Annotated in this window: 22 protein-coding genes, 1 tRNA gene and 1 other RNA gene; 13 read left to right on the forward strand and 11 right to left on the reverse strand. The window is 63.5% G+C overall.

The annotated features are described in order from the left end of the window. The first annotated feature begins 7 nt into the window (after positions 1-7). Positions 8-1072 carry a hypothetical protein gene (locus AOP77_RS08245; RefSeq protein ID WP_062212176.1) on the forward strand — a complete coding sequence of 355 codons (1065 nt, stop codon included), beginning with the start codon at positions 8-10 and terminating at the stop codon, positions 1070-1072. 71 nt (positions 1073-1143) lie between these two features. On the opposite strand, the gene aceE is transcribed toward AOP77_RS08245, so the two are convergent. Further along, on the reverse strand, positions 1144-3852 hold the full coding sequence (gene aceE / locus AOP77_RS08250) for a pyruvate dehydrogenase (acetyl-transferring), homodimeric type (protein WP_236685788.1): 2709 nt from the start codon (positions 3850-3852) through the stop codon (positions 1144-1146). A gap of 225 nt (positions 3853-4077) precedes the next feature. On the opposite strand from aceE, the gene AOP77_RS08255 reads away from it, so the two are divergent. The 7 genes from AOP77_RS08255 (at position 4078) to AOP77_RS08285 (ending at position 8392) form a co-directional block, all read left to right on the forward strand. Continuing rightward, positions 4078-4527 (forward strand): DUF3052 domain-containing protein, encoded by a 450-nt coding sequence (locus AOP77_RS08255; protein ID WP_236685789.1) that lies wholly within the window; start codon positions 4078-4080, stop codon positions 4525-4527. After that, positions 4524-5063: a peroxiredoxin gene (locus AOP77_RS08260; RefSeq protein ID WP_236685790.1), complete on the forward strand. Its 540-nt coding sequence runs from the start codon at positions 4524-4526 to the stop codon at positions 5061-5063. The genes AOP77_RS08255 and AOP77_RS08260 overlap by 4 nt, the downstream gene beginning before the upstream one ends. A gap of 63 nt (positions 5064-5126) precedes the next feature. After that, positions 5127-5200: transfer RNA gene (locus tag AOP77_RS08265), tRNA-Val, on the forward strand. Between the two features lie 23 nt (positions 5201-5223). Beyond that, positions 5224-6036, forward strand: a complete 813-nt coding sequence (locus AOP77_RS08270; protein ID WP_062212182.1) for a potassium channel family protein — start codon at positions 5224-5226, stop codon at positions 6034-6036. Positions 6037-6045: 9 nt separating this feature from the next. Continuing rightward, entirely contained in the window at positions 6046-6864 is an 819-nt protein-coding gene (locus AOP77_RS08275; RefSeq protein ID WP_062212185.1) for a Nif3-like dinuclear metal center hexameric protein, read from the forward strand. A gap of 17 nt (positions 6865-6881) precedes the next feature. After that, a complete protein-coding gene (locus AOP77_RS08280; protein WP_062212188.1) occupies positions 6882-7619 on the forward strand; it encodes a zinc ribbon domain-containing protein in 738 nt (245 codons plus the stop codon). Continuing rightward, positions 7616-8392 carry a histidine phosphatase family protein gene (locus AOP77_RS08285; protein WP_062212191.1) on the forward strand — a complete coding sequence of 259 codons (777 nt, stop codon included), beginning with the start codon at positions 7616-7618 and terminating at the stop codon, positions 8390-8392. Before AOP77_RS08280 ends, AOP77_RS08285 begins: the two co-directional genes overlap by 4 nt. Positions 8393-8397: 5 nt before the next feature. Here the strand turns inward: AOP77_RS08285 and AOP77_RS08290 are convergent, their stop codons facing one another. Then, the gene (locus tag AOP77_RS08290) at positions 8398-9171 is read right to left on the reverse strand and encodes a YaaA family protein (protein WP_062212194.1); all 774 of its coding nucleotides are present in this window, start codon (positions 9169-9171) and stop codon (positions 8398-8400) included. Between the two features lie 71 nt (positions 9172-9242). Here AOP77_RS08290 and rnpB point away from each other — a divergent pair. Next, positions 9243-9603, forward strand: an RNA gene (gene rnpB / locus AOP77_RS08295) — RNase P RNA component class A. 18 nt (positions 9604-9621) lie between these two features. On the opposite strand, the gene AOP77_RS08300 is transcribed toward rnpB, so the two are convergent. Then, positions 9622-11775 carry a DEAD/DEAH box helicase gene (locus tag AOP77_RS08300; RefSeq protein WP_062212197.1) on the reverse strand — a complete coding sequence of 718 codons (2154 nt, stop codon included), beginning with the start codon at positions 11773-11775 and terminating at the stop codon, positions 9622-9624. 876 nt (positions 11776-12651) lie between these two features. Between AOP77_RS08300 and AOP77_RS12575 the strand changes: the two genes are divergently transcribed. Continuing rightward, positions 12652-12777 (forward strand): hypothetical protein, encoded by a 126-nt coding sequence (locus AOP77_RS12575; protein WP_269078424.1) that lies wholly within the window; start codon positions 12652-12654, stop codon positions 12775-12777. Positions 12778-12804: 27 nt separating this feature from the next. Here AOP77_RS12575 and AOP77_RS08305 read toward each other — a convergent pair whose 3' ends face one another. After that, on the reverse strand, positions 12805-13671 hold the full coding sequence (locus AOP77_RS08305; RefSeq protein ID WP_062212200.1) for a formate/nitrite transporter family protein: 867 nt from the start codon (positions 13669-13671) through the stop codon (positions 12805-12807). A 70-nt stretch (positions 13672-13741) separates the two neighbouring features. On the opposite strand from AOP77_RS08305, the gene AOP77_RS08310 reads away from it, so the two are divergent. Continuing rightward, on the forward strand, positions 13742-14932 hold the full coding sequence (locus tag AOP77_RS08310) for an LCP family protein (protein WP_236685793.1): 1191 nt from the start codon (positions 13742-13744) through the stop codon (positions 14930-14932). Here the strand turns inward: AOP77_RS08310 and AOP77_RS08315 are convergent. From AOP77_RS08315 to AOP77_RS08325, 3 genes are all read right to left on the reverse strand, one after another. Next, positions 14929-15522 carry a GNAT family N-acetyltransferase gene (locus AOP77_RS08315; protein ID WP_062212206.1) on the reverse strand — a complete coding sequence of 198 codons (594 nt, stop codon included), beginning with the start codon at positions 15520-15522 and terminating at the stop codon, positions 14929-14931. The two genes, AOP77_RS08310 and AOP77_RS08315, sit on opposite strands and share 4 nt — an antisense overlap. 71 nt (positions 15523-15593) lie before the next feature. After that, complete coding sequence (locus AOP77_RS08320; RefSeq protein ID WP_236685794.1) at positions 15594-16475, reverse strand: oxygenase MpaB family protein; 882 nt, start codon at positions 16473-16475, stop codon at positions 15594-15596. A gap of 63 nt (positions 16476-16538) precedes the next feature. Continuing rightward, a complete protein-coding gene (locus AOP77_RS08325; protein ID WP_062212209.1) occupies positions 16539-19010 on the reverse strand; it encodes a glycogen/starch/alpha-glucan phosphorylase in 2472 nt (823 codons plus the stop codon). A 302-nt stretch (positions 19011-19312) separates the two neighbouring features. Here AOP77_RS08325 and AOP77_RS08330 point away from each other — a divergent pair, with 302 nt between their 5' ends. Beyond that, positions 19313-20827, forward strand: coding sequence for an O-antigen ligase family protein (locus tag AOP77_RS08330; RefSeq protein ID WP_062212212.1), 1515 nt, complete (start codon positions 19313-19315; stop codon positions 20825-20827). A 17-nt stretch (positions 20828-20844) separates the two neighbouring features. On the opposite strand, the gene ppgK is transcribed toward AOP77_RS08330, so the two are convergent. Together ppgK and map are read right to left on the reverse strand one after the other, a co-directional pair. After that, positions 20845-21657 (reverse strand): polyphosphate--glucose phosphotransferase, encoded by an 813-nt coding sequence (gene ppgK / locus AOP77_RS08335; protein ID WP_062212216.1) that lies wholly within the window; start codon positions 21655-21657, stop codon positions 20845-20847. After that, positions 21654-22535 (reverse strand): type I methionyl aminopeptidase, encoded by an 882-nt coding sequence (gene map / locus AOP77_RS08340; protein WP_062212219.1) that lies wholly within the window; start codon positions 22533-22535, stop codon positions 21654-21656. Before map ends, ppgK begins: the two co-directional genes overlap by 4 nt. A 31-nt stretch (positions 22536-22566) precedes the next feature. On the opposite strand from map, the gene AOP77_RS08345 reads away from it, so the two are divergent. Further along, positions 22567-22764: a hypothetical protein gene (locus AOP77_RS08345; RefSeq protein WP_062212640.1), complete on the forward strand. Its 198-nt coding sequence runs from the start codon at positions 22567-22569 to the stop codon at positions 22762-22764. Positions 22765-22786: 22 nt separating this feature from the next. Here the strand turns inward: AOP77_RS08345 and panB are convergent, their stop codons facing one another. Beyond that, the gene (panB, locus tag AOP77_RS08350; protein WP_062212222.1) at positions 22787-23596 is read right to left on the reverse strand and encodes a 3-methyl-2-oxobutanoate hydroxymethyltransferase; all 810 of its coding nucleotides are present in this window, start codon (positions 23594-23596) and stop codon (positions 22787-22789) included. Continuing rightward, the gene (locus AOP77_RS08355; protein ID WP_062212225.1) at positions 23593-25239 is read right to left on the reverse strand and encodes an NAD+ synthase; all 1647 of its coding nucleotides are present in this window, start codon (positions 25237-25239) and stop codon (positions 23593-23595) included. Before AOP77_RS08355 ends, panB begins: the two co-directional genes overlap by 4 nt. Positions 25240-25312: the final 73 nt, after the last annotated feature.

A 25312-nucleotide genomic window follows, 5' to 3' on the forward strand; every position in this document is an offset into this window, starting at 1 on the left:
GTAGGCAATGAAGCCGCAGCCCAAGCCAGTGACGGGTGCAATTTTCGGATTCCTATTTGGGTTGGTGATTGTCCTGTTGCTGTGGCAACTCGGCATCCTGCCCCCGGATCGCCTGGTGGTCTTCGGAATTGTCGCGATCGTGATGATGGTGAGTACCTTCGCGTTGACTCAAAGAGTCTCGTTGGTGCGTAAGCGATTCGTCGTCGTTGTCGTCTTCGCTTCCCTCCTCGGCGGAGTGGCACTGACCGGCATCCCCGAGTTTGTGGGCGGTGGTTCGATCAGCGACGGTTGCACCATCGAGGCGAGCTCTTCGCTCAGCGACACGACCGGCCCCGCCGGCACCTCCGCGACCTCGCCCTTCAAGGCCGCGCTGAGCGACGATGTGCCGTGGACGATGACGACCGCCGCGGTGGTGACCACGGGCACGAACGCTGCTGGTTTGAAGGTAGCCGGTTTTGAGATACCGACGTACACCGGCACGGTTGACAACACCGCCGGGGTTGAGCAAATCTCCGGTACGGCAAACGTGCAGGCGGTCCAAGATCAGCTCAAGGATGACAGCGGTATTAGTCTCACGGGTGTCTACCACGTGTACGGCTACGTGCACGCGGCGGAAGGCGACTGTGACGTCAACGGCTATGTGCTCGTGGCACCCGCAAGCGCGTTCGGAAACCCGATTCTGATTGGACTGTGGGTCCTCGCGGTGATCCTGTTCATCGTGATCCTGGTGCTTGCCATTGGCGTGCGCCGGTCTATCCACACGTCGGAACGCTTGGCTGCTACCACGCCGCCTGCTGGCGTTGCCGGGGGTGAAGCGACATCCACGTCTGCACCGGCCGTCGGGGAGACGACGACGAGTGCCGATGCGCCAGCAGAAACGCCGCCTACGAACGGTACTCCGCAGCCTGACGAAGCGCCGTTGGCTCGACCGGCCCCAGAACAAGAGGCCACGGCTGCTGCCCCTATTGAGTCGACCCAGCCTGAAGCGCCCATGGAGGCCTCAGGAACGCCGGATGACCCCGAAGCTGGTCAGCCCAAGCGGGACGGTGAGGACACGGGTCACCAGATCTAAGTCGTCCAACACAAGAATGCCCCGACTCCAGAGGGAGTCGGGGCATTCTTCGTTTGGTACGAACGTGCGCCTTAAGCGTCGCCGCCGGCGTTGCCCGACGTGCCCTTGGAGGGGTCGTGGAGCTCGTAGCGGTCGATCGCGGCCGCAGTGGTGCCGGCTTCAATCTGGCCCTTGCGCTCAAGCAACTGCAGCGCCTTGACGGCCATCGACGGACCGTCGATGTGGAAGTAACGACGCGCAGCGGCGCGGGTGTCGGAGAAGCCGAACCCATCGGCGCCGAGCGTGGCGTACTCGCCGGGAACCCAAGCGCGGATCTGGTCGGGGATCAAGTGGTCGTAGTCAGAGGTGGCAATGAACGGCCCCTCGGCACCCTGGAGTTTCTGGGTGACGTAGGGAACCTGCTGGCCGTCCTCGGGGTGCAGGAAGGAGGCCTCCTCAGCGGCGAGAGCGTCGCGTCGGAGCTCGTTCCACGAAGTCACAGACCATACGTCCGCGCGCACACCGTAGTGCGCTAGCAGAAGCTCCTGTGCCTCGAGTGCCCACGGGACACCAACGCCGGACGCGAGCAACTGGACGCGGGGTCCGTCACCCTCGGCCGCATCGGCAACTTTGTAGATGCCCTTGAGGATGCCCTCGACGTCTACGTTCTCAGGCTCGACGGGCTGGTGAATCGGCTCGTTGTACACGGTCAGGTAGTACATGACGTTGGGGTCGCGGCCGTCGTCGCCGTACATCCGCTGGATGCCGTCCTTGACGATGTGGCGAATCTCGTAGCCGAACGCGGGGTCGTACTGCACCACCGCGGTGTTTGTCGCAGCGAGGATAGGGGAGTGCCCATCACCGTGCTGCAGGCCCTCGCCGGCAAGCGTGGTGCGGCCGGCGGTAGCGCCGATGATGAATCCGCGCGTGAGCTGGTCGCCTGCAGCCCAGAACTGGTCGCCCGTGCGCTGGAATCCGAACATCGAGTAGAAGATGTAGAACGGAATCATCGGCTCGCCGTGGGTGGCGTAGGACGTGCCGACGGCCTGGAACGCAGCTGCCGAGCCCGCCTCGTTGATTCCGGTGTGCATGATCTGCCCGGCCTCGGACTCCTTGTAACTCAGCATGAGTTCGCGGTCCACGGGGAGGTAGTTCTGACCCTGCGTGTTGAAGATCTTGGCACTCGGGAAAATCGCGTCGAGGCCGAACGTGCGCGCCTCGTCGGGAATGATCGGCACGATGCGCTTTCCGAATTCCTTGTCGCGGACCAGGTCCTTGAACAGGCGCACGAATGCCATCGTCGTGGCGACCTGCTGCTTGCCTGATCCCTTGGCGAGCAACTCGTAGTTTTTGTCGTCCGGAAGCGTGATCGGGGCGTAGTCCTCGCGGCGCTCGGGAACGAAACCTCCGAGCTCCTTGCGACGATCCAGCATGTACTGAATTGCGGGATCGGACGGGTCGGGACGGTAGTAGGGCGGGTTGTACGGATCCGCCTCGAGCTCCTCGTCCGTGAAGGGAATCTCGAACGTGTCGCGCAGGACCTTAAGGTCTGCCGCGGCGAGCTTCTTCATCTGGTGAGTCGAGTTGCGTGCCGCGAAGTTGGCTCCCAATCCGTAGCCCTTGATGGTCTTCGCGAGGATGACCGTGGGCTTGCCGTTCTTCTCCATCGACTTCGCGTACGCGGCGTACAGCTTGCTGTAGTCGTGACCACCGCGCTTGAGAGCCCAGATCTCGTCGTCCGTCATGTCCTTGACGAGTTCCTTGGCGCGAGGGTCGCCGCCAAAGAACTGATCGCGAATGAACGCACCGGACTCCGCGCGGAACGTCTGGAAGTCGCCGTCGGGGACCGTGTTCATGAGGTTGACGAGCGCACCATCCTTGTCGCGGGCAAGTAGCGGGTCCCAGTTGCGGCCCCACACCACCTTGAGGACGTTCCAGCCAGCACCACGGAAGTACGCTTCGAGTTCCTGGATGATCTTGCCGTTACCGCGGACGGGGCCGTCCAGGCGCTGCAAGTTGCAGTTCACGACGAACGTGAGGTTGTCGAGGCCTTGGTTGGCTGCAAGTTGGAGCATGCCGCGGCTCTCGGGCTCGTCCATCTCGCCGTCGCCGAGGTAGGCCCAGACCTGCTGCTCCGACGTGTCCTTGATGTCTCGTGCCTGGAGGTAGCGGTTAGTCCACGCCTGGTAGATGGCCGATGCCGGCCCGAGTCCCATGGAGACAGTGGGGAACTCCCACAACTCAGGCATGAGGCGCGGGTGTGGGTACGAGGACAGTCCGCGCCCGGACGCCGACTTTTCCTGACGGAACGAGTCCAGGTCCTCTTCGGACATGCGACCCTCGACAAACGCGCGGGCGTACACGCCGGGTGCGGCGTGGCCCTGGAAGTAAATCTGGTCTCCGCCACCCGGGTGGTCCTTGCCGCGGAAGAAGTGGTTCAGGCCCACTTCGTAGAGCGTCGCGACGGACGCGTACGACGAGATGTGCCCCCCAACGCCCTTGCCATCAGCCTGTGCGCGGGTCACCATGACGGCCGCGTTCCAGCGGATCCAGCCGCGGTACTTGCGCTCGATCGCTTCATCGCCAGGGAACTCGGGCTCGTCCTCGTAGTGAATGGTGTTCAAGTACGGAGTGTTGAGGCTCAGCGGAACACTGAGGCGGCGCTGCGCTGCGCGTTCCAGCATCTGGTCAAGAATGAATTCTGCCCGGCCCTCGCCGTTTGTTTCGATCAGACCGTCGAGCGAATCTAGCCACTCATTTGTCTCGTTCGGATCCTGGTCAACGTCGCCGTGTGATGCCACCGGTGGCCTTCCTGCCGGGCGCGGGGTAATGCGCCAATGTGTCTATGGGGGCGTAGCGGGTGTGCCGCCTCTTTGAACATTCTTGCCATTTTGCGGCCGATTGTCACGCTGGCGCATGGGCGCCGCACGCTCGGCCCTACAACACTAGTGGTCTGGTCGCCGTTGCATAGGGGGCATCGGTGCCTCTACTGTGGTCGCAGGCGCACGTGGAGGCGCCATTCCCCAATGACAAGGAGCGACGCCGCCGTGGCGACACAGGAGGACCCGACATCAGTCGACGAGACGATGATCGCGAGGTTTGGTCTAGAAAAGGGCCACATCATCCAGGAATTTGGATACGACGAGGACGTCGAGAAGGAACTCCGGGTGGGAATCGAGGACGCCACCGGCGAGGCGATCGTGTTCGAGGACTTTGGCGATGTCACCGATGGCGCGTTGGTGTGGTTCCGCGAAGGCGACGAGGATCTTGCCGACTTGCTGATGGATGCACAGGCGCTACTCGATGACGGCGCATCCATGTGGGTCCTGACGCCCAAGAAGGGCGTCGCTGGTCACGTTGAGCCGCGCATCGTCGGCGAGTCCGCCTCACTGGCCGGGCTTCACGCGACCTCCACCTTTGTGGTGGGCGAATCGTGGTCATGTACCCAACTCGTTGAAAAGGGCCGCTCTAAGTGACCCCGGTCCAGGGCCTGACGGCCGCTGACCTTGCGGAAGCTCGGGAACTACAGGTGAAGGCGCAGCCACTCGTGGGACAGCCTGCTCCAGCCTTTAGCCTGCTCGACCAGCACGGCCGTACCGTCACGCTAGACGGCTTCCGGGGCACTGGTGTTTTGCTCGTTTTCATCCCCTTCGCTTTTACCGACACGTGCACCAACGAGCTCGTGGATTTGCAGGGAGCGGAAGACCTGCTGACGAGCGACGAGGTCAAGGTCATGGTCATCTCCTGCGATTCGATCTATACGCTCAAGGCTTGGGCGGATGCACACGCGTACGACGGTGGCATCCTTTCCGACTTCTGGCCTCACGGGGAGGCTGCGCGCGCTTACGGTGTATTCAACGAGGACAAGGGCCTGGCAAATAGGGGATCCTTCCTGATCGACGGTGACGGCATCGTGCGTTGGGCAATTGTGAGTCCGATGGGCCAGGCCCGTGACCTGGATGAGTACCGCGCGGCACTTCCGCTGGCGATTTCCTGCCCGTCAAAGGCGTAATCGGCGCGGGAATTACGCCAATTGCGGCCGATGCGCCACAATAGGTACGCCTGAAAAGGTGAAGGGCCCTTAGCTCAGTTGGTTAGAGCACTGCGTTTACACCGCAGGTGTCATCGGTTCGAGTCCGGTAGGGCCCACGTAGTCAGAGGGGAGCGGCGCATTGGCAGACAAGGGCGCTAGGCCGACCAAGTTCGATCAATACGCGCATCGCTTCGACAAGTTGATGCTGGTACTCGCGTTCGTGTTCTTGGTGGTGTGGTCTACTCGCATCATCTTCCACGAGCAGCTACCAGGAAGCGTGTCCGCAATTCTGCTGACCGTCCAGTTCTGGATTTGGCTCGCCTTCCTCGCCGACCTAGTCATCCGCACCGTGCTGTCGGAGAAGTCCTGGAAGTTTCTGTGGACGCACCCGCTGGACGTAGTCGCGGTGCTCCTCCCCGCGGCGCGGCCCCTGAAGATTCTTACGGTCTTCACGCAGGGCACGATGCTCGCCAGCGCGAGTGGACGCTTCAAGACCATGCAGGCCGTGGTGGGATCTACCGTGCTACTGCTCTGGTTGGGCGCGGTGTGGGTGTTGTCCGCGGAGCGCGGCGCCCCCGGCGCCAACATCACCAACTTTGGTGACGCGTTGTGGTGGTCCATCGTGACCGTTACTACGGTGGGCTACGGCGACCTGACGCCTGTGACGCTGACCGGCCGCATCGTCGCGACGGTCATGATGCTCGTCGGTATTGCCCTCATTGGTGTGGTGACAGCCTCTGTCGCAGCGTGGTTTGTGAGCATGACATCCTCGCAGGACGACTCGGACAATGACGAGCGCGACGAGGAACGTGACACCCGTGACGATGCGATGGCCACGAGAGTCGTCGAACTCGAGTCCAAGATTGACCGGCTGCTTGAACTTCAAGGTGAGCCTCCCGCTGAGCCGGCGTCGAAGACGCGCAGGCTCGGCACTGCCACTGAGCCGGAGTAGCGTATTCACATGGCAACAGTGAATGACGTGATCGAGGTGCTAGAGCGGGTGTTTCCGCCCGCCACGGCCGAGGACTGGGACGTCAACGGTCTCGCTGTGGGCGACCGTTCCGCGTCGGTAAGCCGCGTCCACTTCGCGGTGGATCCCACCCTTGCCGTGATCAATGAGGCGATCGCCGCCGGTGCGCAGATGCTGGTGACACACCACCCGTTGATGCTGCGCGGTGTGACGTCGGTCGCGGCTGACACCTCCAAGGGCTCGATAGTTCACCGGCTCGTTCTGGGAGGGTGTGCGCTCTACAACGCCCACACCAACGCGGACATCGCGCACGGCGGTGTCGCCGACGCGCTGGCCGCCGCTCTTGGCGTAGTCGATGCCACGCCTCTCGTGCCCTCGGCTGCCGACGCCTCGGTAGGCCCGGGGCGCATCGGCCGCCTTGAGTCGCCGATGCCGTTGGGAGCTTTTGCCGATCGCGTCGCCACAGCGTTGCCCCCCACCGCACACGGCGTGCGTATTGCGGGTGACTTGGAAGCGAACGTCGTGAAGGTCGCGGTGATGGGCGGCTCAGGAGACTCATACCTTGACGTGGCGCGCGCCAGTGGCGTAGATGTTTACGTCACCGCGGACCTCCGTCATCACCCCGCGTCCGATGCCCGCGAACTCGCTGAGCTCTCCGGCGGCAAGCCATTCCTCGTGGACGTGGCACACTTCGCATCAGAGTGGTCGTGGCTTGCCGCGACCGCCGGGCGCGTCGCCGACGCGACCGGGACCGACACCTTCGTTAGCAAACTGAACACCGACCCATGGACCGCGCGCGCAGGCGCCTGAGTTCACAAGGAGAACCCGTGCCCACTGCACCCGCAGCCGACCAGAAGCGACTATTGGTTGTTCAAGACGCGGACATCCGCGCTCAGCAGGCGCGTCACCGTCGCGACCATCACCCGCTGATTTCTCAAATCGACGAACTGATGGGTCGCGCACTCGACCTCGACGACGAGCGCATCACTCGCGGCACTGAGGTGAGCGATATTCAGCGCGAGGTGACCAAGGCCGAAGACGATGTGCAGGCGGTGCGCACTCGTGCCGATCGCGACAACAAGCGACTTGAGTCCGGGCAGGGAAGCTCCAAGGACCTGCAGGCGCTTCAGAGTGAGCTCGAGGTGCTTACTCGCCGTCAGGATGCGCTCGAAGAGGTCGAGATGGAGATCATGCAGCGTCTGGAGGACGCGCAGAAGGCGCAAGCCGACGCGACTTCGCAGTACGACGCGATCATGAAGCAGGTCGAGGAACTCAGGGCACTGCAGCGTGCCGCGTTCAGCGAGATCGAGGCGGAGTTGGTCACCATCGCCGCAGAGCGTGACAAGGCCGCGGAGGGGCTAGACACGACCATGATGGCGTTGTACGAGAAGATCAGCGCGCAGTACGGCGGGATTGGCGCGGCCGCGTTTATTCGCGGTACCTGCCAGGGCTGCAACATGAACCTCAACGCTGGCGACGTCGCCCGCATCAACGCAGCGGAGTCCAACGACATCGTGCGTTGCGAGGAGTGCGGTCGGATCCTGGTGCGTGGGACTGACGCGTGAGTGGATCCGGCGACAGTCAGATCCGAGACGGCGGTCCTTCCGCAGCTGCCGGTGACGGTGCCATTCCGCGCATCGCCGCAGATAGCGTGGATTTCGTGAGCCCGCTGGTGGTAGTGCTGGTCCGCCACGGTGTGACCGAGGCAACCGTTGCGAGGCGATTTGCCGGCTCCGGAGTTCCCGGACCCCACCTGAGTGCGGCCGGACGGGTGCAGGCCGCGAGAGCGGCGGATGCCGTCCACCGCATCGGCCGCAAATCCTGGGGGGACCTCCCCAAGGTGACGCGAGTTATCGCCTCGCCCATGAACCGTGCGCAGGACACCGGAGAAGCTATAGGGCGTCGGTCGGGCATTCGCATGGAGACCGACCGGCGGCTCAAGGAGATCGACTTCGGCTCCTGGGAGGGGCTCACGGGGGAAGAGATTCGCTCCACCGACCTAGAGCGGCTGAGTGAATGGCGTGTGGGGGCGCAGCCCGCTCCTGGAGGCGAGTCGTTCACGGACGTGGGCGAGCGCATGGATGACCTACTCGTGGAACTTGCTAAGGAGCACGCGGCCAAGTCCGCCGAGGGGGACGATGTGGGGCGCTCCTATGCACTCGCAACGCACGCCATCGCCATCAAGTCTGCCGTGGGAGTCTCGATGGGAATCGACGTGAGCTCGTGGGGAAGCATGTGGCCCTCGCCGGCCTCGCTGACCATCCTGCAACTGCGCGTCACGACCAGCGGTGCGATCCCCGAGCGTCACCTCATGTGCCTGGGCGCACCCGTCGAATAGGTGCGCTAACCGGCGATGACGAGCGTGAGTTCGTCGGGGCCCTTCGCCTTGGGGGTGAGCCCCACGTCGACAAGGGCGTCGCCGACCATCCCGGCCGCGGCATCGGCGAGGTCCTGGGCGTTGGCGGGCACGGCATCGGCCGCTACCAAATGAGCGGCCAACAGGCCGCGAGTGTGTTTGGCCATATGACTGACCACGGCGCGCTTGCCGTCGAGTTCGCGCAATACCTTCACCGTCACCCAGGGGTTGTCGGTGGGACGCCAGGCGGCGACGTACGAGCTGCTGCGGCAGTCGACCACGAGGCCGCCGTCGGCGAGATCGCTCAGCGGCGTGGCGAGGTGCTTGCGCCAGAAGGTCGCCAGTCCGCCGATGCGGCCCAGGTTGGTCGCCATCGACAGGCGGTAAGCAGGTATGAAGTCCGAGGGGGAAACCGCTCCCCACAAGGCGGAGACGATGCGCACGCGCTGCGTGGCTCGCGCCATCGTCGCAGCGTCCCAGGTGGCCATGCCTGCGGCGTCGTAAAGCACACCGGTGTAGACCTGGGAGGCCGGTGCGGTCGGGTTGGCCCATAGAGTCGTGTTGTATGCGACATCGCCCGCGAGGCTCGCGCCCACGTCAAGGACGCTCATGGCATTGCGCTGGCCGCTGACCTTGGCAAGAGTGTCGCCGACGCGCGAACGTGCGGCCGTCAGTTCCGGGTGGCTCAGCGCCTCGAGGTTGACGGTATCGCCGCCGGGCGGGGGAGTCTTGCCCTCGGAGGGCGGCAACAGTAGGAGCACGGGTACCAGGGTACGGAAAATTGGGTTGGCTCCAGACCGGGCTGGCGATCGCGGTAGAGTTAGCGCGCGGATGAGTTGGCCAGGCGGTCGCGTGGTGGGGCAACCCACACCGAGGAACGTCCGGGCTCCGTAGAGCAAGGTGGTGGCTAACGGCCACCCGGGGTGACCCGCGGGACAGTGCCACAGAAAATAACCGCCTCGCAAGAGGTAAGGGTGAAAAGGTGAGGTAAGAGCTCACCGCGATGCTGGTGACAGCATCGGTCAAGGTAAACCCCACCTGGAGCAAGACCAGACAGGATGCGTATGAGGGCTGCTCGCCCGAGTATCTGGGTAGGTTGCTAGAGGCGTGCGGCAACGTACGTCGTAGATGGATGGCCGCCCCCGTGGCTTAGGTCACGGCGACAAAACCCGGCGTATCGGCCAACTCATCCGCCTTACACGGGGTAACCCCTAGACGAGCGACTCCGCCGTGAGCGCGTCCGTCAGCAGACCAACCAGCGCCTCGAGCTGCACATTCGACGACGTGTCGAGGTCCTCGTCTGGCGCACCGTCGAGAGCCCTCGCCGCCAAGCCGGACTTGCTGTCGATCAGCTCGGCGATCTTGGAATCAATGGTGTGCGCGGCAATGATGCGCCACGCGGTGACCGGCTGGTCCTGGCCGATGCGGTGGATCCGGTCGATCGCCTGGGTCTGCTCGGCGTCCGTCCAAGATAGTTCCGCCAGCACCAGGTTTGATGCGACCTGCAGGTTGAGGCCGACACCTGCAGCAGTCAGCGAGCACACCACGATCGACACCTCGGGATCGTCCACGAAGGCGGCAATGTTCTTGGCGCGCACCTTGGGGGTCTGGTCGCCTCGGATTGAGGCATAGCGAATGCCTCGATCCGCGAACATCTGCTCGGCCTGATCCATGACGTCGATGTGCTTGGCGAAGAACACCACCTTGCCGACGTTGCGAGAGAGCTGGGCGGCAAAGTCGGCAGCCAGCGAGGCCTTGGCCTGGCCGATGCGGCGCACCATCGTGAAGACGTTCTCGGCACCGCTGTCCGCACTTGCGGCCTTCAGCTCCGAGGCCGCCACGCGCCGGACAACCTCGTGATCGATGCCGTCCACGACGTTGTCGGCGGAGCGCGCCTGAACCGCGGCGCGGTACCGCTCGACCAGACGCGCGGCGAGGGCAGCCTCCGCCGCGCGAATCGAGCGTCCCGCGGCGCCGTCGAGCTCCACTGGCATGTCCGCGACTCGCCTCGCGGGGATGTCGGCGACCACGTCGACCTTCTGGCGACGCACGATGCCCATGTCGATGACGCTGGAGCGTGCTGCGGCGAAGAAGCCGCGGTCGACCGGGGTCAGTCCGGTCTCCTCCAGGGAGGCCATCAGTGGGCCTAGCGGCATCGTGTCGTCAATCCAGCCCAGGAACTGCCAGATCGCGCGGAAGTCTTCGATGTCGTTGATGAGAGGAGTTCCGGTGAGTGCCATCAGCAACGGCCGCGCGGCGCGAGCCTGGATTCGGTCCGACAACGCGAGGATGTGCTGCGAGCGCTGCGACGTCTTGTTCTTAATGAAGTGAGCCTCGTCGACGACCATGCCGCGAAACCCGAGGTCGCCCAACCAGCCGACGTGGCGGTCCAGGATCTCGTAGTTCACGATCACGATGTCGGCGAAACCGTCAACCTGATCGCCGTCCCCATGAACCACGGTGGCGCGCTTTTGGGGGGTCCACAGGCGAACCTCGTTCTCCCAGTTGGTCTTCACTACGTTGGGCGAGACGACGAGCAGGGGATAGGCGTTGGCGGCCTGTGCCGCCAAGAGCGCCTGCGCGGTCTTTCCGAGCCCCGGCTCATCGGCGAGCAGGAAGGTGCGGTGACCGCTCGCTGCCGCAGCGACAACCTGAGACTGGTGGGGCATTAGTTCCCGGCCCGCGGGGGTGGGGACTGGTCGGGGATCCGGCAACGTCATGCAAGAGGCGGCGCCGTTGGCTCCCTGTTCAAAGGACCTGAAGAGTGGCTCCAGGAGTTCCCAGCCGGCGAGGCGGCGGGCCTGCGGCGCGTTGCGCGCAGCGGCTGCCTCGAAGTCGGGGGCCAGGAAAGGATTGGCGAGCTGGCGTGCGGTCACCGACTGGGGCTGAACCTGATTCTTGGCTCCCAAAGGGGGCTCAACTGCAGGGGCGGGCTCGGGTTCTGGCTCCTCAGGTGGCTCTAGGCCCGCTGAGCGCAACACCGTTGCCTTGACCGCCCGTGCCGAGTCGGAAACGCGGGCATCCTCCGCGAGGAGCTGCAAAAGTGATGTGTCGCGGACTGCGGTGCGCGCGATGAGGGTTGCCACTCCGTCAAGTTGTTCGAGCTTCCTGGCACGCTTCGATTCGTTGAGGTCTGCGTCTGCCAGTACCCGGGCACGTTCCTCGCGCACCAGAAGAGCTACTACCTGGAACTTGGTACGTACGGCTGGGCGAGTTGGCGGCCCGCTCACGGAGCGATCGACTTCGCGGGCGAGGCCGGTAAGAACCGAGATGAGGCTTCGTTCGGAGGGGCGATGGTTGCGTCGCTGACCGGCGCCGCGCCCATTGCGCGCGCCGCCCGAACTGCGTTGGCCTGCTCGTGCCACTTCTCCTCCTTCTCATGCAACTATGCCGCGATTGCGGCATAGCCGGCCGTACAACGTCCGTGCCGGGCTGCTCCGGCGCCGGGGCCTTGGTATCGGAACTCCAGGTCCTGCATCAGCCTGGTCAGAGCGAGGAGCCCTGGCGACACGCCATCGAGCGTCGTCCTCGCCTGCGTCTGCGGCTGGAACGTACGTCAGTCGATGTGGGCAGAGCCGCCACACATCTCGACCACGGGTGGTCTTGTGCAGAGTTTACGTGGTGTTTGGCGGAGATTCGCGTCAGGCGCGGCGGCGGTGGGCTCGTTGGGGAAGTTCGCGCTGTTGAATCTGTGTTCGTGGCATTCGAATCCTTGGCGATCTCCCAGGATTCTCAAGGGTCTCGCCACGCTTGTACCAGTGGGCCGTGATCACGACGAAGGCCAGGCAGAAGTCTTGGCGTGACGAGTGCGGATGCCTGGCGAACCAGCGGCTAGAGGGGTGCCGCACCAGTCCGCCGCGGGCGCCGGGTGTTCTGGCATACTTTCGCTCACCAGCGGGTCAACGGCACTGACATTGACGCAATGCGTGAAGCCGGAACCATCCAGGTCTATTACCACCCCATCTCGATACTGGACCGGTACTCGCAGGGGACGGACTACTCCACTCGAGCCGCGGCTGCCGCGACTGTGGTGGCGGAACTGGCCCCAGAGATCTTCCTGGACTTTAGCGCTGAGCTCTACGCGAATCAGCCGCTGGAGAACTCAGGGGGTCTGAGCGATGACAAACTGGTGAGCCTCGCCATGCGAGCGGGTGTCCCCGGACGATGTGGCCGCGCAAATTGTCGACCGCCGCTACACGTAATGGGTTGCCGCAGCGACCGAACAGGCCCGCATCGACGGGATGAACGGCACACCAACCGTCATCCTCGAAGGCCTGATCGTCGATCAGCGAGACGTGCAGTACTTCCAGCCAGGTGAACTGAGGGCCGCGCTCGAGAGAATCGGCGCACGTACGGGACTTGCGTAAACCCCGCCAGGAGATACGGGCGCGGCCCTAGTCACTGATGGACTCAGGTTGCTTCCCGCGCTGCTTGCGAAGGTAGCGCCGGTCATCGTTCGCGTAGGCGTAGTAGAACCCGATGAGCAGCCCACCGCCCACAAAGTTCCCGGCAAGCACTATCCCCAAGTTCGCGAAAGCGAGTCCCACGTCGATGCCGCCGTTGAGTGCCTGAATCGTAAACAGCACGGTGTTCGCGACCGAGTGCTCAAAGCCAACGAAGACGAAGATGAAGACGCTGATGATCATCGCGAGTGACTTCGTGAAGGCGTCCTTGATCATGCCGTTGTAGACCAGGACCATTGCCAAATTGATCATGAAGTTGCACAGGACGGCGCGCATAAAGAGATCCGACCAGCCCGCAGGTCCGGCGGTAACGAATGCGAGTTTGACGTCGACCGAGGCAGACATCTGATCTCCCACGCCGCCATCGACCAAGGTGGACCCCATGACGATCAAGGCAATCGCGAGGCCACCTAGAAAGTTGCCGATGAAGCACATGGTCAGGACGCGAAACGAGCGCAGACAGTTGATGCGTCGGAAGTACCCGCCTACTGCCACGAACATCATGTTCGAGGTGAGCAGCTCGGATTTGCTGAAGTAGATGAACACGAGCGCAAAGCCAAAGAAGAGAGCTCCCACCAGGCGGCCAATGCCATAGAGTTCGCCGGAGCCTATTGAGGCAAAGACGTCGACCACGGAGAACGCGGTCAAATACATGACGCCGATGATGGCGCCCGCCATCGCTGCTCGCATCAGATACACGCGGGCCAATCCACCGCTCATCCTGGTCTTGGTGTCCAACGCGTCGAGCACGGTGGAGATGAACTCCTTGCCTGGAAACAGGTGCCCCTGATCGGTCATGGGTCTAAGGCTCTCACGGTTGGGCGGGTCGTATAGTCCTCAACAGTGACGCGGAAGGTATTCTCGCAACGTGACACCAACAGGCGAGGACAACCCCAGCGGGCAACGCGACGCGCGCCGACCTATGCCCCCGTCGATCGCGCCCGGCAGTACGCCCCAGCGTCGTTCGGTGATTCCGCCGGCACAGGACCAGCGTCAGAACCACCCGCCGGTGCAGGCCACGCACACCACCGCGTCGCGCGAGGCGCGGTCGCAGCCGGCACCACAGCCACGCCAACCGCAACAGCCTGGCCAGGGCTATACACCCCGCCAACCCAAGCGACGCCGCAAGCATCATCGATGCTGCGTGATTGCTTGGGTACTCATTGGCGCATTGGTCCTCTATTGGGTGGCCTTCCTCATCTGGGCGCAGTCGAACATCAACTCCGTAGACGCCCTGAGCGGTGCGGCGAATACTCCGGGTGAGACCTACTTGATCGTGGGATCGGACTCTCGCGAAGGTTGGGATCACCCGGACTCGACCGAGGGCGAGCGCACGGACACGATCATGGTGCTCCACAAGCCGGAAAGTGGCCCGGTCGCGCTCATCAGCATTCCGCGCGACTCGTACGTCGACATTCCCGGGCATGACAAGAACAAGATCAATGCCTCCTTCGCGTGGGGTGGTCCGCCACTACTCGTCGAAACCGTCGAGGAGCTGACTGGGCTCACCATTGACGACTATTTTGAGATTGGCTTCACGGGAGTGGGCGAGATCGTCGACGCACTCGGGGGCGTCTCACTCTGTTACGACCAGGACGTGAGTGACAAGAACAGCAAGATGGAGTGGGAGGCCGGCTGCCACGTGGTGGACGGAGATGAGGCGCTAGCGTTCTCACGCATGCGCTACGCCGACCCGCTGGGAGACATAGGCCGCACCCAACGTCAGCAGCAGTTGGTGGGGGCCGTGGCGCAGGACATCCTCAGCCCCGCGACCATCCTCAACCCCACCAAGCTAATTCCCGTCACCGCTGCGGGGCTCGACGCCTTCCGGGTGAGCGAAGGTACAGGGGTGTTTGACCTGGGCAAGTTCGCGCTCACGTTGCGCTCGGGCATGGGCGGCAACGCTGTGACGGGCACACCGCCCATCAAGGACCTGGGCTACAACGTTGCAGGTGCTGGTTCAACGGTGTTGCTCGACCCTGACCAGATTGACGAGTTCTGGGACAAGATCGCCAACGGCGAGTACGAGCCAGGCACCGAGGTCGGCGGAATCGGCTAGCTGGCGCGCTCAACCCTTGCCACGAGCGCGTTGCGCACGGCTAGCCACTCGCTAGCGGTGATCGAGAACACTACGGTGTCGCGCAATGATCCATCTCGCAAGATCTGGTGGTTGCGCAACACGCCGTCCTGCTTGGCGCCCAGCCGGGCTATCGCGGTGCGGGACTGATGGTTATGCCAGTGGGTGCGAAACTCGACCGCAATGCAGCCCAAATCCTCGAATGCCCGGGTGAGCAAAAGCAGCTTCGCTGAGGCGTTAATCCCAGTACCGTGTGACTCCCTACCCAACCAGGTATGGCCAATCTCGAGGCGCCGATTGGACTCGTCGATGTTCATGTAGGTCGTCATGCCGACGGCGCGTCCGGTCCGCGAATTGATGATCGTCCACGGGGCCATGACGCCCTCGCGCTGCAGACCAAGCCGGCGCTCAATCTCCCCGGCCATGGCATCGGGCGCGGGAATCGAGGTGTACCAAGTGCGCCACAACTCACCAAAGGACGCCGCTGCAATCAAGTCTGCGGCATGCTCCGCGACAAGAGGTTCGAGGCGCACGTGCGCATTCTCGAGCAGGGGAGTCTCAGAAAAAGTCACGGCACGACCCTACCGCCCGCTGTTATTGGAGCGGAAGTGGTCGTGCCCATCGCAGAGGCGCCGAGGCTAAGTCAGTACTTTGGTCGAGCGTGCGTGTGCTCCGCGGTCCCCAGTCCCCATCGCACCGCCTTTGTCGCGATCGCTGCTTGCATGCGGCCGATGCGCGGGCCCCCTAAGCGTCCAACCTTCAGGTCGTGACGCGCCCACTCGGGCAAGAGCGCTACAGAGCCGGCGGCGAGCATCTGGTATCCGGGGCGGACGGCCCAGGGAAGGGGTGGCTCCTTGAGGAGGAAGTGGACGGTATCGAGTGCCTCATCGGTGGCCGCGAGTTCCGGGCGATAGCCGTCGATGCACTCGGCCAGTTCCGCGGTGGTTTGAGGAATGTCCGTCGCACCGAGCGCTGCGGCAACGCGACCCGACTGAGCGACGTAGAGATCGGCATCCGCCTCCGTCATAGGGCGGGCACCAAAATTCTGGTAAGAACGCAAGAACGAGTCTGCTTCAGCCACGTGAACCCACCGCAGCAGGTGCGGGTCGGACGCTCGGTAAGGACGCCCATCGGCCGCCTTGCCGCGTACCCGATCATGAACGGCACGGACCCTATCCACCATCTCCTGAGCATCGTCCGCGTTGCCGAAGGTGGTGAAGGCCAGGAAGGTGGACGTGCGCGCGAGTCGACCCCACGGATCGCCCCGGTAACCGGAGTGGCCGGCGACCCCGGCCATGGCGAGCGGGTGAAGCGACTGCAGCAGTAGGGCTCGCAGCCCACCGACGAACGTCGAGGCGTCCCCGTGGACTCGACGCATAGGGCTACCGGGCGGGAACCAGCGCGGGCCGGCAGTGTTGTGAATTCTGTCGCGAGCCTCGTAGCCTCCGGGGCCCGCGATCTTAGTGAACAGTGCGTTGCCCACGCGCGTGCGCACGCGCTCGATGGGGTTGGCGGCGACAGTCACCCTTCCAGTATCACCCCGGCGCGTTGGCTTACCACGCGGCTGGGATGAACTGAGAACGTGCGACTAGAGGTTCTGATCCATGGGCTTGGCGCCCCAGATGCGATCGAGGTAGTCCTGCATTGAGCGGTCCGAGGAGAAGAAGCCGGAGCGCGCGACGTTCAGGACCGCCGAACGGCTCCAGCCCTCGTGATCCGCGTAGGCGGCCTCGACACGCGCCTGCGCATCCATGTACGCCCGGAAGTCTGCGAGCGCCATGAACGGGTCGGAGTGAACCAAGTTGGAGACGAGCGGCGCGGTGGCGGCGGCGTCGCCATTGGTAAAGATGCCCGACGAAATCAGATCGAGCGCCGCGCGAAGGTCGACATCTGACTCGTAGTAGGCGTGAGACTGGTAGCCCTTAGCGGCAAGAGCGGCCGCGGCGGGCTCGTCCATTCCGAACAAGAAGAAGTTGTCGTCGCCCACGAGCTCGCGGATCTCGACATTCGCGCCGTCATCCGTGCCGATGGTGAGGGCACCGTTGAGGGCAAATTTCATGTTGCCGGTCCCGGACGCCTCCTTGCCGGCAAGCGAAATCTGCTCGGACAGATCCGCTGCAGGAATGAGCTTCTCGGCAAGCGTGACGTTGTAATTGGCGGGGAAGGCAACTTTGAGGCGACCCTTGACGCTGGCATCCGCGTTGATGGTGCGGCCCACCGCGTTGATCATCGCAATGGTCTCTTTGGCCATGTAGTAGCCCGGCGCGGCCTTCGCACCAAATACGAATGTGCGCGGAGTCACCCGGTCAAGGGGGAGGCGTCCTGAGCGGATGCCTTCGTAAAGGGACACGATGTGGAGCAACTTGAGGCTCTGACGCTTATATTCGTGCAGACGCTTGACCATCGCGTCCACCATCGCGTCGCCGGCAATCTCAATCCCGTCGCGGGCGGCGAGAACGTCGGCGAAGTGACGCTTGTTCGCGGCCTTCACTTCGCGGAACCTGCGGCGGAACTCTGCGTCCTCAGCGTGTGGCTCGAGCTCACGCAGGCGCTCTAGGTCAGTGATCCAGCCGTCCCCGATTGCTTCGGTGATCAGGCCGGACAGGCCAGGATTGGCGAGACGCATGAAGCGCCGTGGGGTGACACCGTTTGTCACGTTCGTAAACTTCTCGGGCCACATCTCGGCAAAGTCCTTCAAGACCTTGGACGCCAAGAGTTCTGAGTGCAGCGCCGCGACGCCGTTCACCCGATGTCCTGCAACCGTCGCGAGGTGCGCCATGCGGACGGCACGCACGGGGCCCTCAGCGATGATTGACATGCGCTCGATTCGCGCCTGATCGCCAGGGTACTGAGCGTCGACCTCGGCGAGGAAGTTTGCGTTGATGCGGTCGATGATCTCGAGATGACGCGGCAGCAGGCGCCCGAGCAATTCCACGGGCCAAACCTCGAGTGCCTCAGGAAGGAGTGTGTGGCACGTGTAGTTGAACACGCGCTGTGCGACTGCCCAGGCGGCGTCCCATTCCCAGTCGCGCTCGTCGACGAGCAGTCGCATGAGTTCCGGCACGGCGATGACGGGGTGGGTGTCATTCAGCTGGAACGTGATGCGCTCAGGGAGTGCCGTGAGGTCAAAGTCGTGGGGCAGGACGTTCTCAATGAAGTCGCGCAGCGAACAGGCGACAAAGAAGTACTGCTGCTGCAGGCGCAGCTCCTTGCCCTGTGGTGTGGAGTCCTCGGGGTACAACACCTTGGAGATGTTCTCTGCGAAAGTTTGAGCGCGGACCGCCTCGGCATAGTCGCCGGAGTTGAAAATTTGCAGGTCAAAGGCTTGCGTGGCGCGCGCGCTCCACAGTCGCAGGGTGTTCACTCTGCCGTTGTGGTAGCCGGGAACCATGTAGTTGTATGGAACTCCGTTGACGTTCCACCCCGGGACCCACTTCCGTGCACCGTTCTGCGCGCCGGCGACTGATTCGGTGTGTCCGCCAAACCACACTTCGACGGCATTCTCAGGGTGGGGAAGTTCCCAGGGCGACCCTAGGCCAAGCCAGTTGTCGGGCTTCTCCACCTGACGGCCGTCGACGAAGGTCTGCTTGAAAATGCCGTACTCGTAGCGAATGCCGTAGCCAATGGACGGGACATTTAGCGTCGCCAACGAGTCGATGAAACAGGCGGCGAGTCGCCCGAGGCCGCCATTGCCAAGTCCGGGCTCGATCTCGACACCCCGCAGGGCCTCGATGTTGATGCCCAGTTCCGCGAGTGATTGTGCTGCGATGTCTTCCAAGTCCGCAGCCAGCAAGTTGTTCTCGAGCTGCGGGCCCAGCAGAAATTCCGCGGACAAGTAGGCGACGGCCTTTGCCTGATCTCGGTTCTGATTGCGGAGAGTCTCGAGCCACCGCGTCATGAGGTAATGGCGAACGGTGCGCGCGAGCGCTAGGTATTGATCGTTCGCCGATGCTCGGTCGAGGTCGACGCCCTGACCAAAATTGAGTTCACGAAGAAACTCGCGGGTAAAGCTCTCGACGGTGTGCTCGCGTGCAGCGACGGGGGGTGTATTTGGGTCCACGCCACGAATGTATCCGGGATTTACGGCTTGCGCCTCCGGCGACGGTACTGGAATCCCTCAGTAAGCCAGGCGCGGTAGGGGCAATCAGCAACGATACGGTCACAACAGTGCGAGAAGTGGGCGATATGTCGCATTTTGATGTATGAATAGACCAAAGGTGAACAATTGGTTCACGCAAAAAACCCGGTCTGGCACCGGTTCGCGGTATGGTGAACCTTGGTCCCGCTGAAAATCTTCAGTAAATGAGCAGTCGACGACGCCTCGCCACGACCATTAGACGTATCCCTTGGTGAGGAGTGTGAATGACGAGTTTGAGTCTCGGCCGCGTCCGCGTCATGCGCGCCCTCGACACGTCGGCTGGACGCGACGTGGTCACCGTATGGGCCGTTGTGCTCATGTTTTCCGGGCAGGGTTTCCGCTACATGCTCGGGCTTCCTCTTTACGCCGCGCTTTGCGTAGTGACGCTGGTGGCCGTGGTTGTCGCATTCCGGGACACAGTGTCGCGCATTAAGGTCCCCCTGCTGATCACCGGGCTAATAGTGCTCGCGGGGGTCAGCACCGTCTGGTCCGCGACCCCGGCGGTGTCAATCCTGGCGGTGATCGTGCTCATCGCCACCACCTTCCTCGCCGCCGTCACCGTTCAGTCCGCCGGCACTTTTAGGTTCATGCGGTTGCTCTACCGCGGCCTGCAGATCAGCCTCATCGGCGGTCTGGCCTTCGAACTCGTAGTCTCCGTGGTGGTCCGCCACCCGCTCAACCCGCTCGTGAGCGACCTCGACTCACTAGCTGGAATCGACCCCAAGGCGTCGCCTTTTACCTGGTCAAACAATCTTCTCTTTGAGGGCGGCCCCATCCAGGGCTTCGTGGGAAACCGCAACCCGTTTGCGGCTATTGCGCTGGTCGCAGGCATTGTCGCCGTGGTCATGTTGCTGGACGGGCGCGTGCGTCGCATGGACGCGATCGCCACGATCGCCGCATCGGTGCTGGTTCATGCACTAACGCGTTCAGCGACTGCCTTCGCCATCATGGCGTGCCTCGTGGTCCTCGTAGCTGCGGCCTTCGTGATCCGTCGGCTTGACCGCCAAATGAGTCGCCTCGTAACAGTCTGTGTGGGCATGTTCGGGCTCTTCTCGCTCGCGGTGGCCGCCAAGTTCTATCCCTTGGTGCTAGGCCTCTTCGATCGCGACACCGACCTCACCAACCGCACCGGAATCTGGGAGCATGTTTCGGCTCTTGCATTGGAGAGGCCTCAAGGTTGGGGCTACGTGGCCTACTGGCCCGTGTGGGAGGAGCCATACGCCTCCGTCGTGCGGAACACGACGCTACGCGCAACGCACGCGCATAACGCCTTTATCGACGCTTGGTTCCAACTCGGCGTTGCAGGCATGGTTTGCCTCATCGCGATCGTGGTGGCGTTGTCGATCCGGTCGTGGCGCATTGTGCAACATAGCAACCGAGGTGACTCCTACATACCGCTGGGGTGGGCACTGCTCACGGCAGCGCTCGCGTTGCAAGCCTTCACTGAATCCAGGCTGCTGGTCGAGGGCGGATGGTTCCTCCTGGTCGCGCTCGTGCTCATGGTTCCGCGGGGGATCGCGTTCCAGTTGACCGCACCATACTTGGTCCGCACGGGGTCACGCAGCGAGCCGGATATGGCGCTATGGAAGAAGACCCCACCTCGCGCCCACTCGGATCGTATCCCGCTCATGATTGACGACCCACGCATTGCAGACGGCACCCTGGCTCGCGAGTACGCGACACCGCCCGAGGACGAGCAACCGCGTCGTGGCTCGTCAGATAGGCCCGACGCCTCTTAATAGCACCCTGTTCAGTGCTACTTGCTCTTCTTCTTCTTGGCCTTCTTCTCCGCAGCCTTCGCGGCGTCGGCCTGACGCTTGTGGACGTTATAGGCGTGTGCAGCGGCACCGACAATGCCAGCCTGATTGAAGAGCTCGGCAGGCACGATGGGTGCGCGTAGTGCCAGCTTGGGGAGGAACTCCTCCCAGTGCTTGGAGATTCCGCCACCCACGATGATCAGGTCAGGCCAGAGCAGCTTCTCCATCTCGGAGTAATACCGCTGCAGGTGCACGGTCCACTCTTCCATCGATAGGCCGTGGCGATCCCGTGCGGACTCCGCGGCGAACTCCTCGGCAATCGCACCGTCAATCTCGACGTGACCAAACTCGGTGTTGCGCACCAGCGTGCCATCCACGATGAGCGCTGAGCCCACCCCGGTTCCAAGTGTGGTGAGCAACACCACACCGTCCTGCTCGTGAGCTGCACCGTATTTGTACTCACCGTAGCCAGCGGCATCGGCGTCGTTCAGGACCACGACGTCGTGGCCCGCATAGTCGCGGATGATCTGGCGCAGGTCAGTGCCGATCCACTTGTCGTCGACGTTGGCGGCAGTCTTCACAATGCCGTCCTGGACGACGCCAGGAAAGGTGACACCGACGGGAACCTTCTGCGACGGCTCGAAGCGGGCGATGACCTGTGCGACCGTCCTTGCCACTGCATCGGGCGTCGAAGGGTCTGGGGTGGGGATGCGATAGCGATCCTCGGTGAGTTCACCGGTCTTGAGGTTGACGGGAGCGCCCTTAATGCCACTTCCGCCAATGTCTATTCCAAGTGCGATGTGCTTACTCATGGCAGTGTCAGAACCTCCGGGCCTGAATCAGTGATCACTATGGTGTGTTCAAACTGTGCGACCCACGCCCCGGACTTGGTCACGACGGTCCAGCCGTCGTTCCATTCCTCGTTGGCCTGGGAGCCGTCGACGAGCATCGGCTCCACGGTGAACACCATGCCCGGCTCGATGACGTCGGCATGCTCGGGGGCCGCGTCGTAGTGGGGGATGACAAGCCCGGTGTGGAACGCGGGTCCCACACCGTGGCCCGTGTAGCTCTGTACCGACTCCATCCCAAAGCGGGAGGCGTACTTCTCGATGACGCGGCCAATCACATTGACCTCGCGGCCCGGGTGAGCGGCCTTGATGCCACGCATCATCGCCTCGTGAGTGACCTCCACGAGCTGACGGCTGCGTTCGGTGCCCTCACCCGCGATGAAGGAACCGCAGTTGTCGCCGTGCATGTGGTTTTTGTAGGCGGTGATGTCTACCTTCACGATGTCGCCTTCCTCGACGACGGTGGAGTCGGGGATGCCGTGGCAGATCACCTCGTTGACTGAGGTGCACATGGCCTTGGGGAACGGGGGTCGGCCAGCAGCGCCCGGGTAGCCGAGCGTCGACGGATAGGCACCGTGGTCAAGGATGAATTCGTGGCCGATGCGGTCCAGTTCGTCGGTCGTGACTCCGGGAACCACATGCTTGCCTACTTCGGCAAGTGCCTGCGCCGCAATCTTGGCGCTGATACGAATGCGCTCGATTGCCTCGGCAGAATGGACATCGCCGCCAGTCCAACGCGCCGCCCGCTTCTTGCCGACGTAATCTGGGCGGGTGATGCCCTTCGGTACGGCGCGCAGTGGAGACACCACGCCCTTGCTGATGGTCTCGCGTACTGGTGCCATACCTGGCAGTCTATTAGTGGAGGCGATGCTCATGTCCACCGATTCGGAACAGAAGCCGGAGTACTTTTTTAATACCCGAACCAAGATGGTCGAGAAGGGGCAGTTGAGCTCCTGGGATGACCTCATGGGTCCGTACGCCACTCACGAGGAAGCGGAGAAGGCGCTGGAGACAGCTAAGAAGCGCACCGAGTCCTGGGATGACGCCGACGACAAGTGGGGCAAGGGCTAACGCCGGCCGATGCTGGGGCGGGCTACTCGTCGAACGTGTGCTCGGCGGCGGGGAAGGTCCCGCCCTTGACCTCGGCGACGTAGGAACTGGCGGCGTGCGTCATGAGCGCGCCGACCTCGCCGAACGTCTTGGAGAACGAGGGGTGCCAGTCGCCCACGCCGGCCATGTCGAGCCACACCAGTACCTGGCCGTCCGTATTTGGCCCGGCGCCGATGCCAATGGTGGGGATGTCCAGCGCGGCGGAAATCTCCTGGGCGACTGGTGCGACCACCATCTCGAGCACGACCGCGAACGCGCCGGCTTCTTGGAGTGCCACGGCGTCGGCGAGCATGTCGTCATAGGCGCCGTCGCCGCGTCCTTGGATGCGGCGACCGCCCAGGGCGTTCTCTGACTGCGGCGTGAAGCCCAAGTGGCCCATGAACGGGATGCCTGCATCGGTGACGGCCTTGACCTGGCGCGCGATGCGGCGCCCACCCTCGAACTTGACGGCGTTTGGACTTCCCAGTTTCATCATGCGGATCGAGGACTCGACCGCCTGCTCGGGCGAGACTTCGTACGAGCCGAACGGCAGGTCGGCCACCACGAACGCGTGTTCGCTGCCGCGCGAGACCGCGCGCACGAACGGAATCATCTCGTCGACCGTGAGGGGCACGGTGGACTCGTAGCCCAGGATGTTGTCGCCTAGCGAGTCGCCCACGAGCAGGATGTCCGCGCCCCCCGCGTCGAAAAGCCTCGCGGTGGGGGTGTCATAGGCCGTCAGCATCGCGATCTTTTCGCCGCGTGCCTTCATCTCGCCAAAGTGGTGAATTCGAACCTTCTTGCGATCGCTCATGATTCAACCTTCTCACGCCAGCGGCTGGTGATTGGCAGTCTGCGGTCGCGGCCAAAGGCCAGCGCGGTGACCTTTGGGCCCGGCGGGTACTGGCGGCGCTTCCACTCCGCGAGGTCGACGAGCGACAGCACCTTGTCCACCACGTACTCGTCGTAGCCGCGAGCGAGGAGCTCGGCGCGCCCTTCGGCGTGCTCGACGTAAGCGTCGAGCACCTCGTCGAGCAGCTCGTATGGCGGCAAAGAATCCTGGTCGACCTGCCCGGGACGCAACTCGGCGCTAGGTGGTTTAGTGATGGAGTTTTCGGGAATCGGGGGAGTCTCCCCGCGAGAGATGGCATCGGCGTTACGCCAGCGGGACAGGTCCCATACGCGAGTCTTATCGAGGTCCTTGATGGGAGCGAACGCCCCGACCGCATCGCCGTAGACGGTCGAGTAGCCAACCGCGAGCTCGCTCTTGTTACCAGTGGCGAGCGCAAACACGCCCTCGGAGTTGGAAATGCCCATCAGGATCATGCCGCGCACGCGCGCCTGAACGTTCTCCGCAGCCACCCCTGTCAGCCCGAGCTCGGATTCGAACACCGCGACCATCGGCTCGATGGGCTGCACGCGGTAGTCGGCGCCGAGGTTCTCGGCGAGCACCTGGGCATCAGACTTGGAGTGGTCGGAAGAGAACTTGGACGGCATGGAGACGCCGATGACGTTCTCGCCGCCCAGGGCATCGGCGGCAATTGCCGCGACCAGTGCAGAGTCAATGCCACCGGAAAGCCCGAGCACCACCCTGGACATGCCGTTCTTGAGTACGTAGTCGCGCAGGCCAGTCACGCACGCCCAGTAGGTCTTGGCGTCGTCACTGAGAGGAGCGGTGACCTCGGAGGCCGGGGGAGTCTCGTCGTCCCGCGGCACGTCCCAGACGATGAGCGCGTCGGTGAAAGCCGGTGCGGCCGCGAGCAGGCGGCCGTCGGCGCCGACGATGAAGCTCTGGCCGTCGAACACCAGGTCATCTTGGCCGCCCCACATGTTGACGTATGCCACCGGTGCGGCAACTTCCGCGGCCCGGCGTTGCGCAAGCTCGGTGCGAATGTGTCCCTTGCCCTCCTCAAATGGTGAGCCGTTGAGTACCACGAGGAGCTGAACGTCGGCATCGTCCATCTGAGACACCGGTCCGCCGTCCTGCCAGATGTCCTCGCAAATCACGAGCCCCACGCGCATGCCGTTGACCTCGACCACGCACCGGTCCTCGCCAGAGGCGAAGATGCGGCGCTCGTCGAACACGCCGTAGTTGGGCAGGTGGTGCTTGTTGTAGCGCGCGGAGACCGAGCCGTGTTGGATGACGACCGCCTGGTTGAAGGGGAGCCCCTTGGCGCTCACTCCAAGCGTGCCGAGCAGCACCGTGAGGCTGCCCAGGCCCTCGGCCTTCAGCGTCTGGGCGATCTCGGTCACGGAGCGTTCGGCCGCACGCTGGAAGCTTTCACGCAGAGCGAGGTCCTCGATGGGGTAACCGGTGGTGGTCATCTCAGGGAATGCCACCATGTGGGCGCCGAGTGCGTGTGCTGCGCGGCATCGGTCGAGGATAAGTGCGCGGTTACCAGCGATGTCGCCAACACAAGTGTTGATCTGCGCCATGGCAATTCTCAAGTCAGACATGTCGTCAGCCTATCCGTCGGCGCGTCCCTGGTCACGTTACACAAACGACACGTGAGTACGGCAAGATGGGGGC

Source organism: Demequina oxidasica, from assembly GCF_000975115.1.
Taxonomy (GTDB): domain Bacteria; phylum Actinomycetota; class Actinomycetes; order Actinomycetales; family Demequinaceae; genus Demequina; species Demequina oxidasica.

Coding starts and splice junctions, on each gene's coding strand:
- panB (WP_062212222.1), bottom strand. CDS start 23,596: ATGAGCGATCGCAAGAAGGTTCGAATTCACCACTTTGGCGAGATGAAG.
- AOP77_RS08345 (WP_062212640.1), top strand. CDS start 22,567: ATGTCCACCGATTCGGAACAGAAGCCGGAGTACTTTTTTAATACCCGA.
- AOP77_RS08355 (WP_062212225.1), bottom strand. CDS start 25,239: ATGTCTGACTTGAGAATTGCCATGGCGCAGATCAACACTTGTGTTGGC.
- map (WP_062212219.1), bottom strand. CDS start 22,535: ATGGCACCAGTACGCGAGACCATCAGCAAGGGCGTGGTGTCTCCACTG.
- ppgK (WP_062212216.1), bottom strand. CDS start 21,657: ATGAGTAAGCACATCGCACTTGGAATAGACATTGGCGGAAGTGGCATT.
- AOP77_RS12575 (WP_269078424.1), top strand. CDS start 12,652: ATGAACGGCACACCAACCGTCATCCTCGAAGGCCTGATCGTCGATCAG.
- AOP77_RS08275 (WP_062212185.1), top strand. CDS start 6,046: ATGGCAACAGTGAATGACGTGATCGAGGTGCTAGAGCGGGTGTTTCCG.
- AOP77_RS08255 (WP_236685789.1), top strand. CDS start 4,078: ATGACAAGGAGCGACGCCGCCGTGGCGACACAGGAGGACCCGACATCA.
- AOP77_RS08330 (WP_062212212.1), top strand. CDS start 19,313: ATGACGAGTTTGAGTCTCGGCCGCGTCCGCGTCATGCGCGCCCTCGAC.
- AOP77_RS08305 (WP_062212200.1), bottom strand. CDS start 13,671: ATGACCGATCAGGGGCACCTGTTTCCAGGCAAGGAGTTCATCTCCACC.
- AOP77_RS08245 (WP_062212176.1), top strand. CDS start 8: ATGAAGCCGCAGCCCAAGCCAGTGACGGGTGCAATTTTCGGATTCCTA.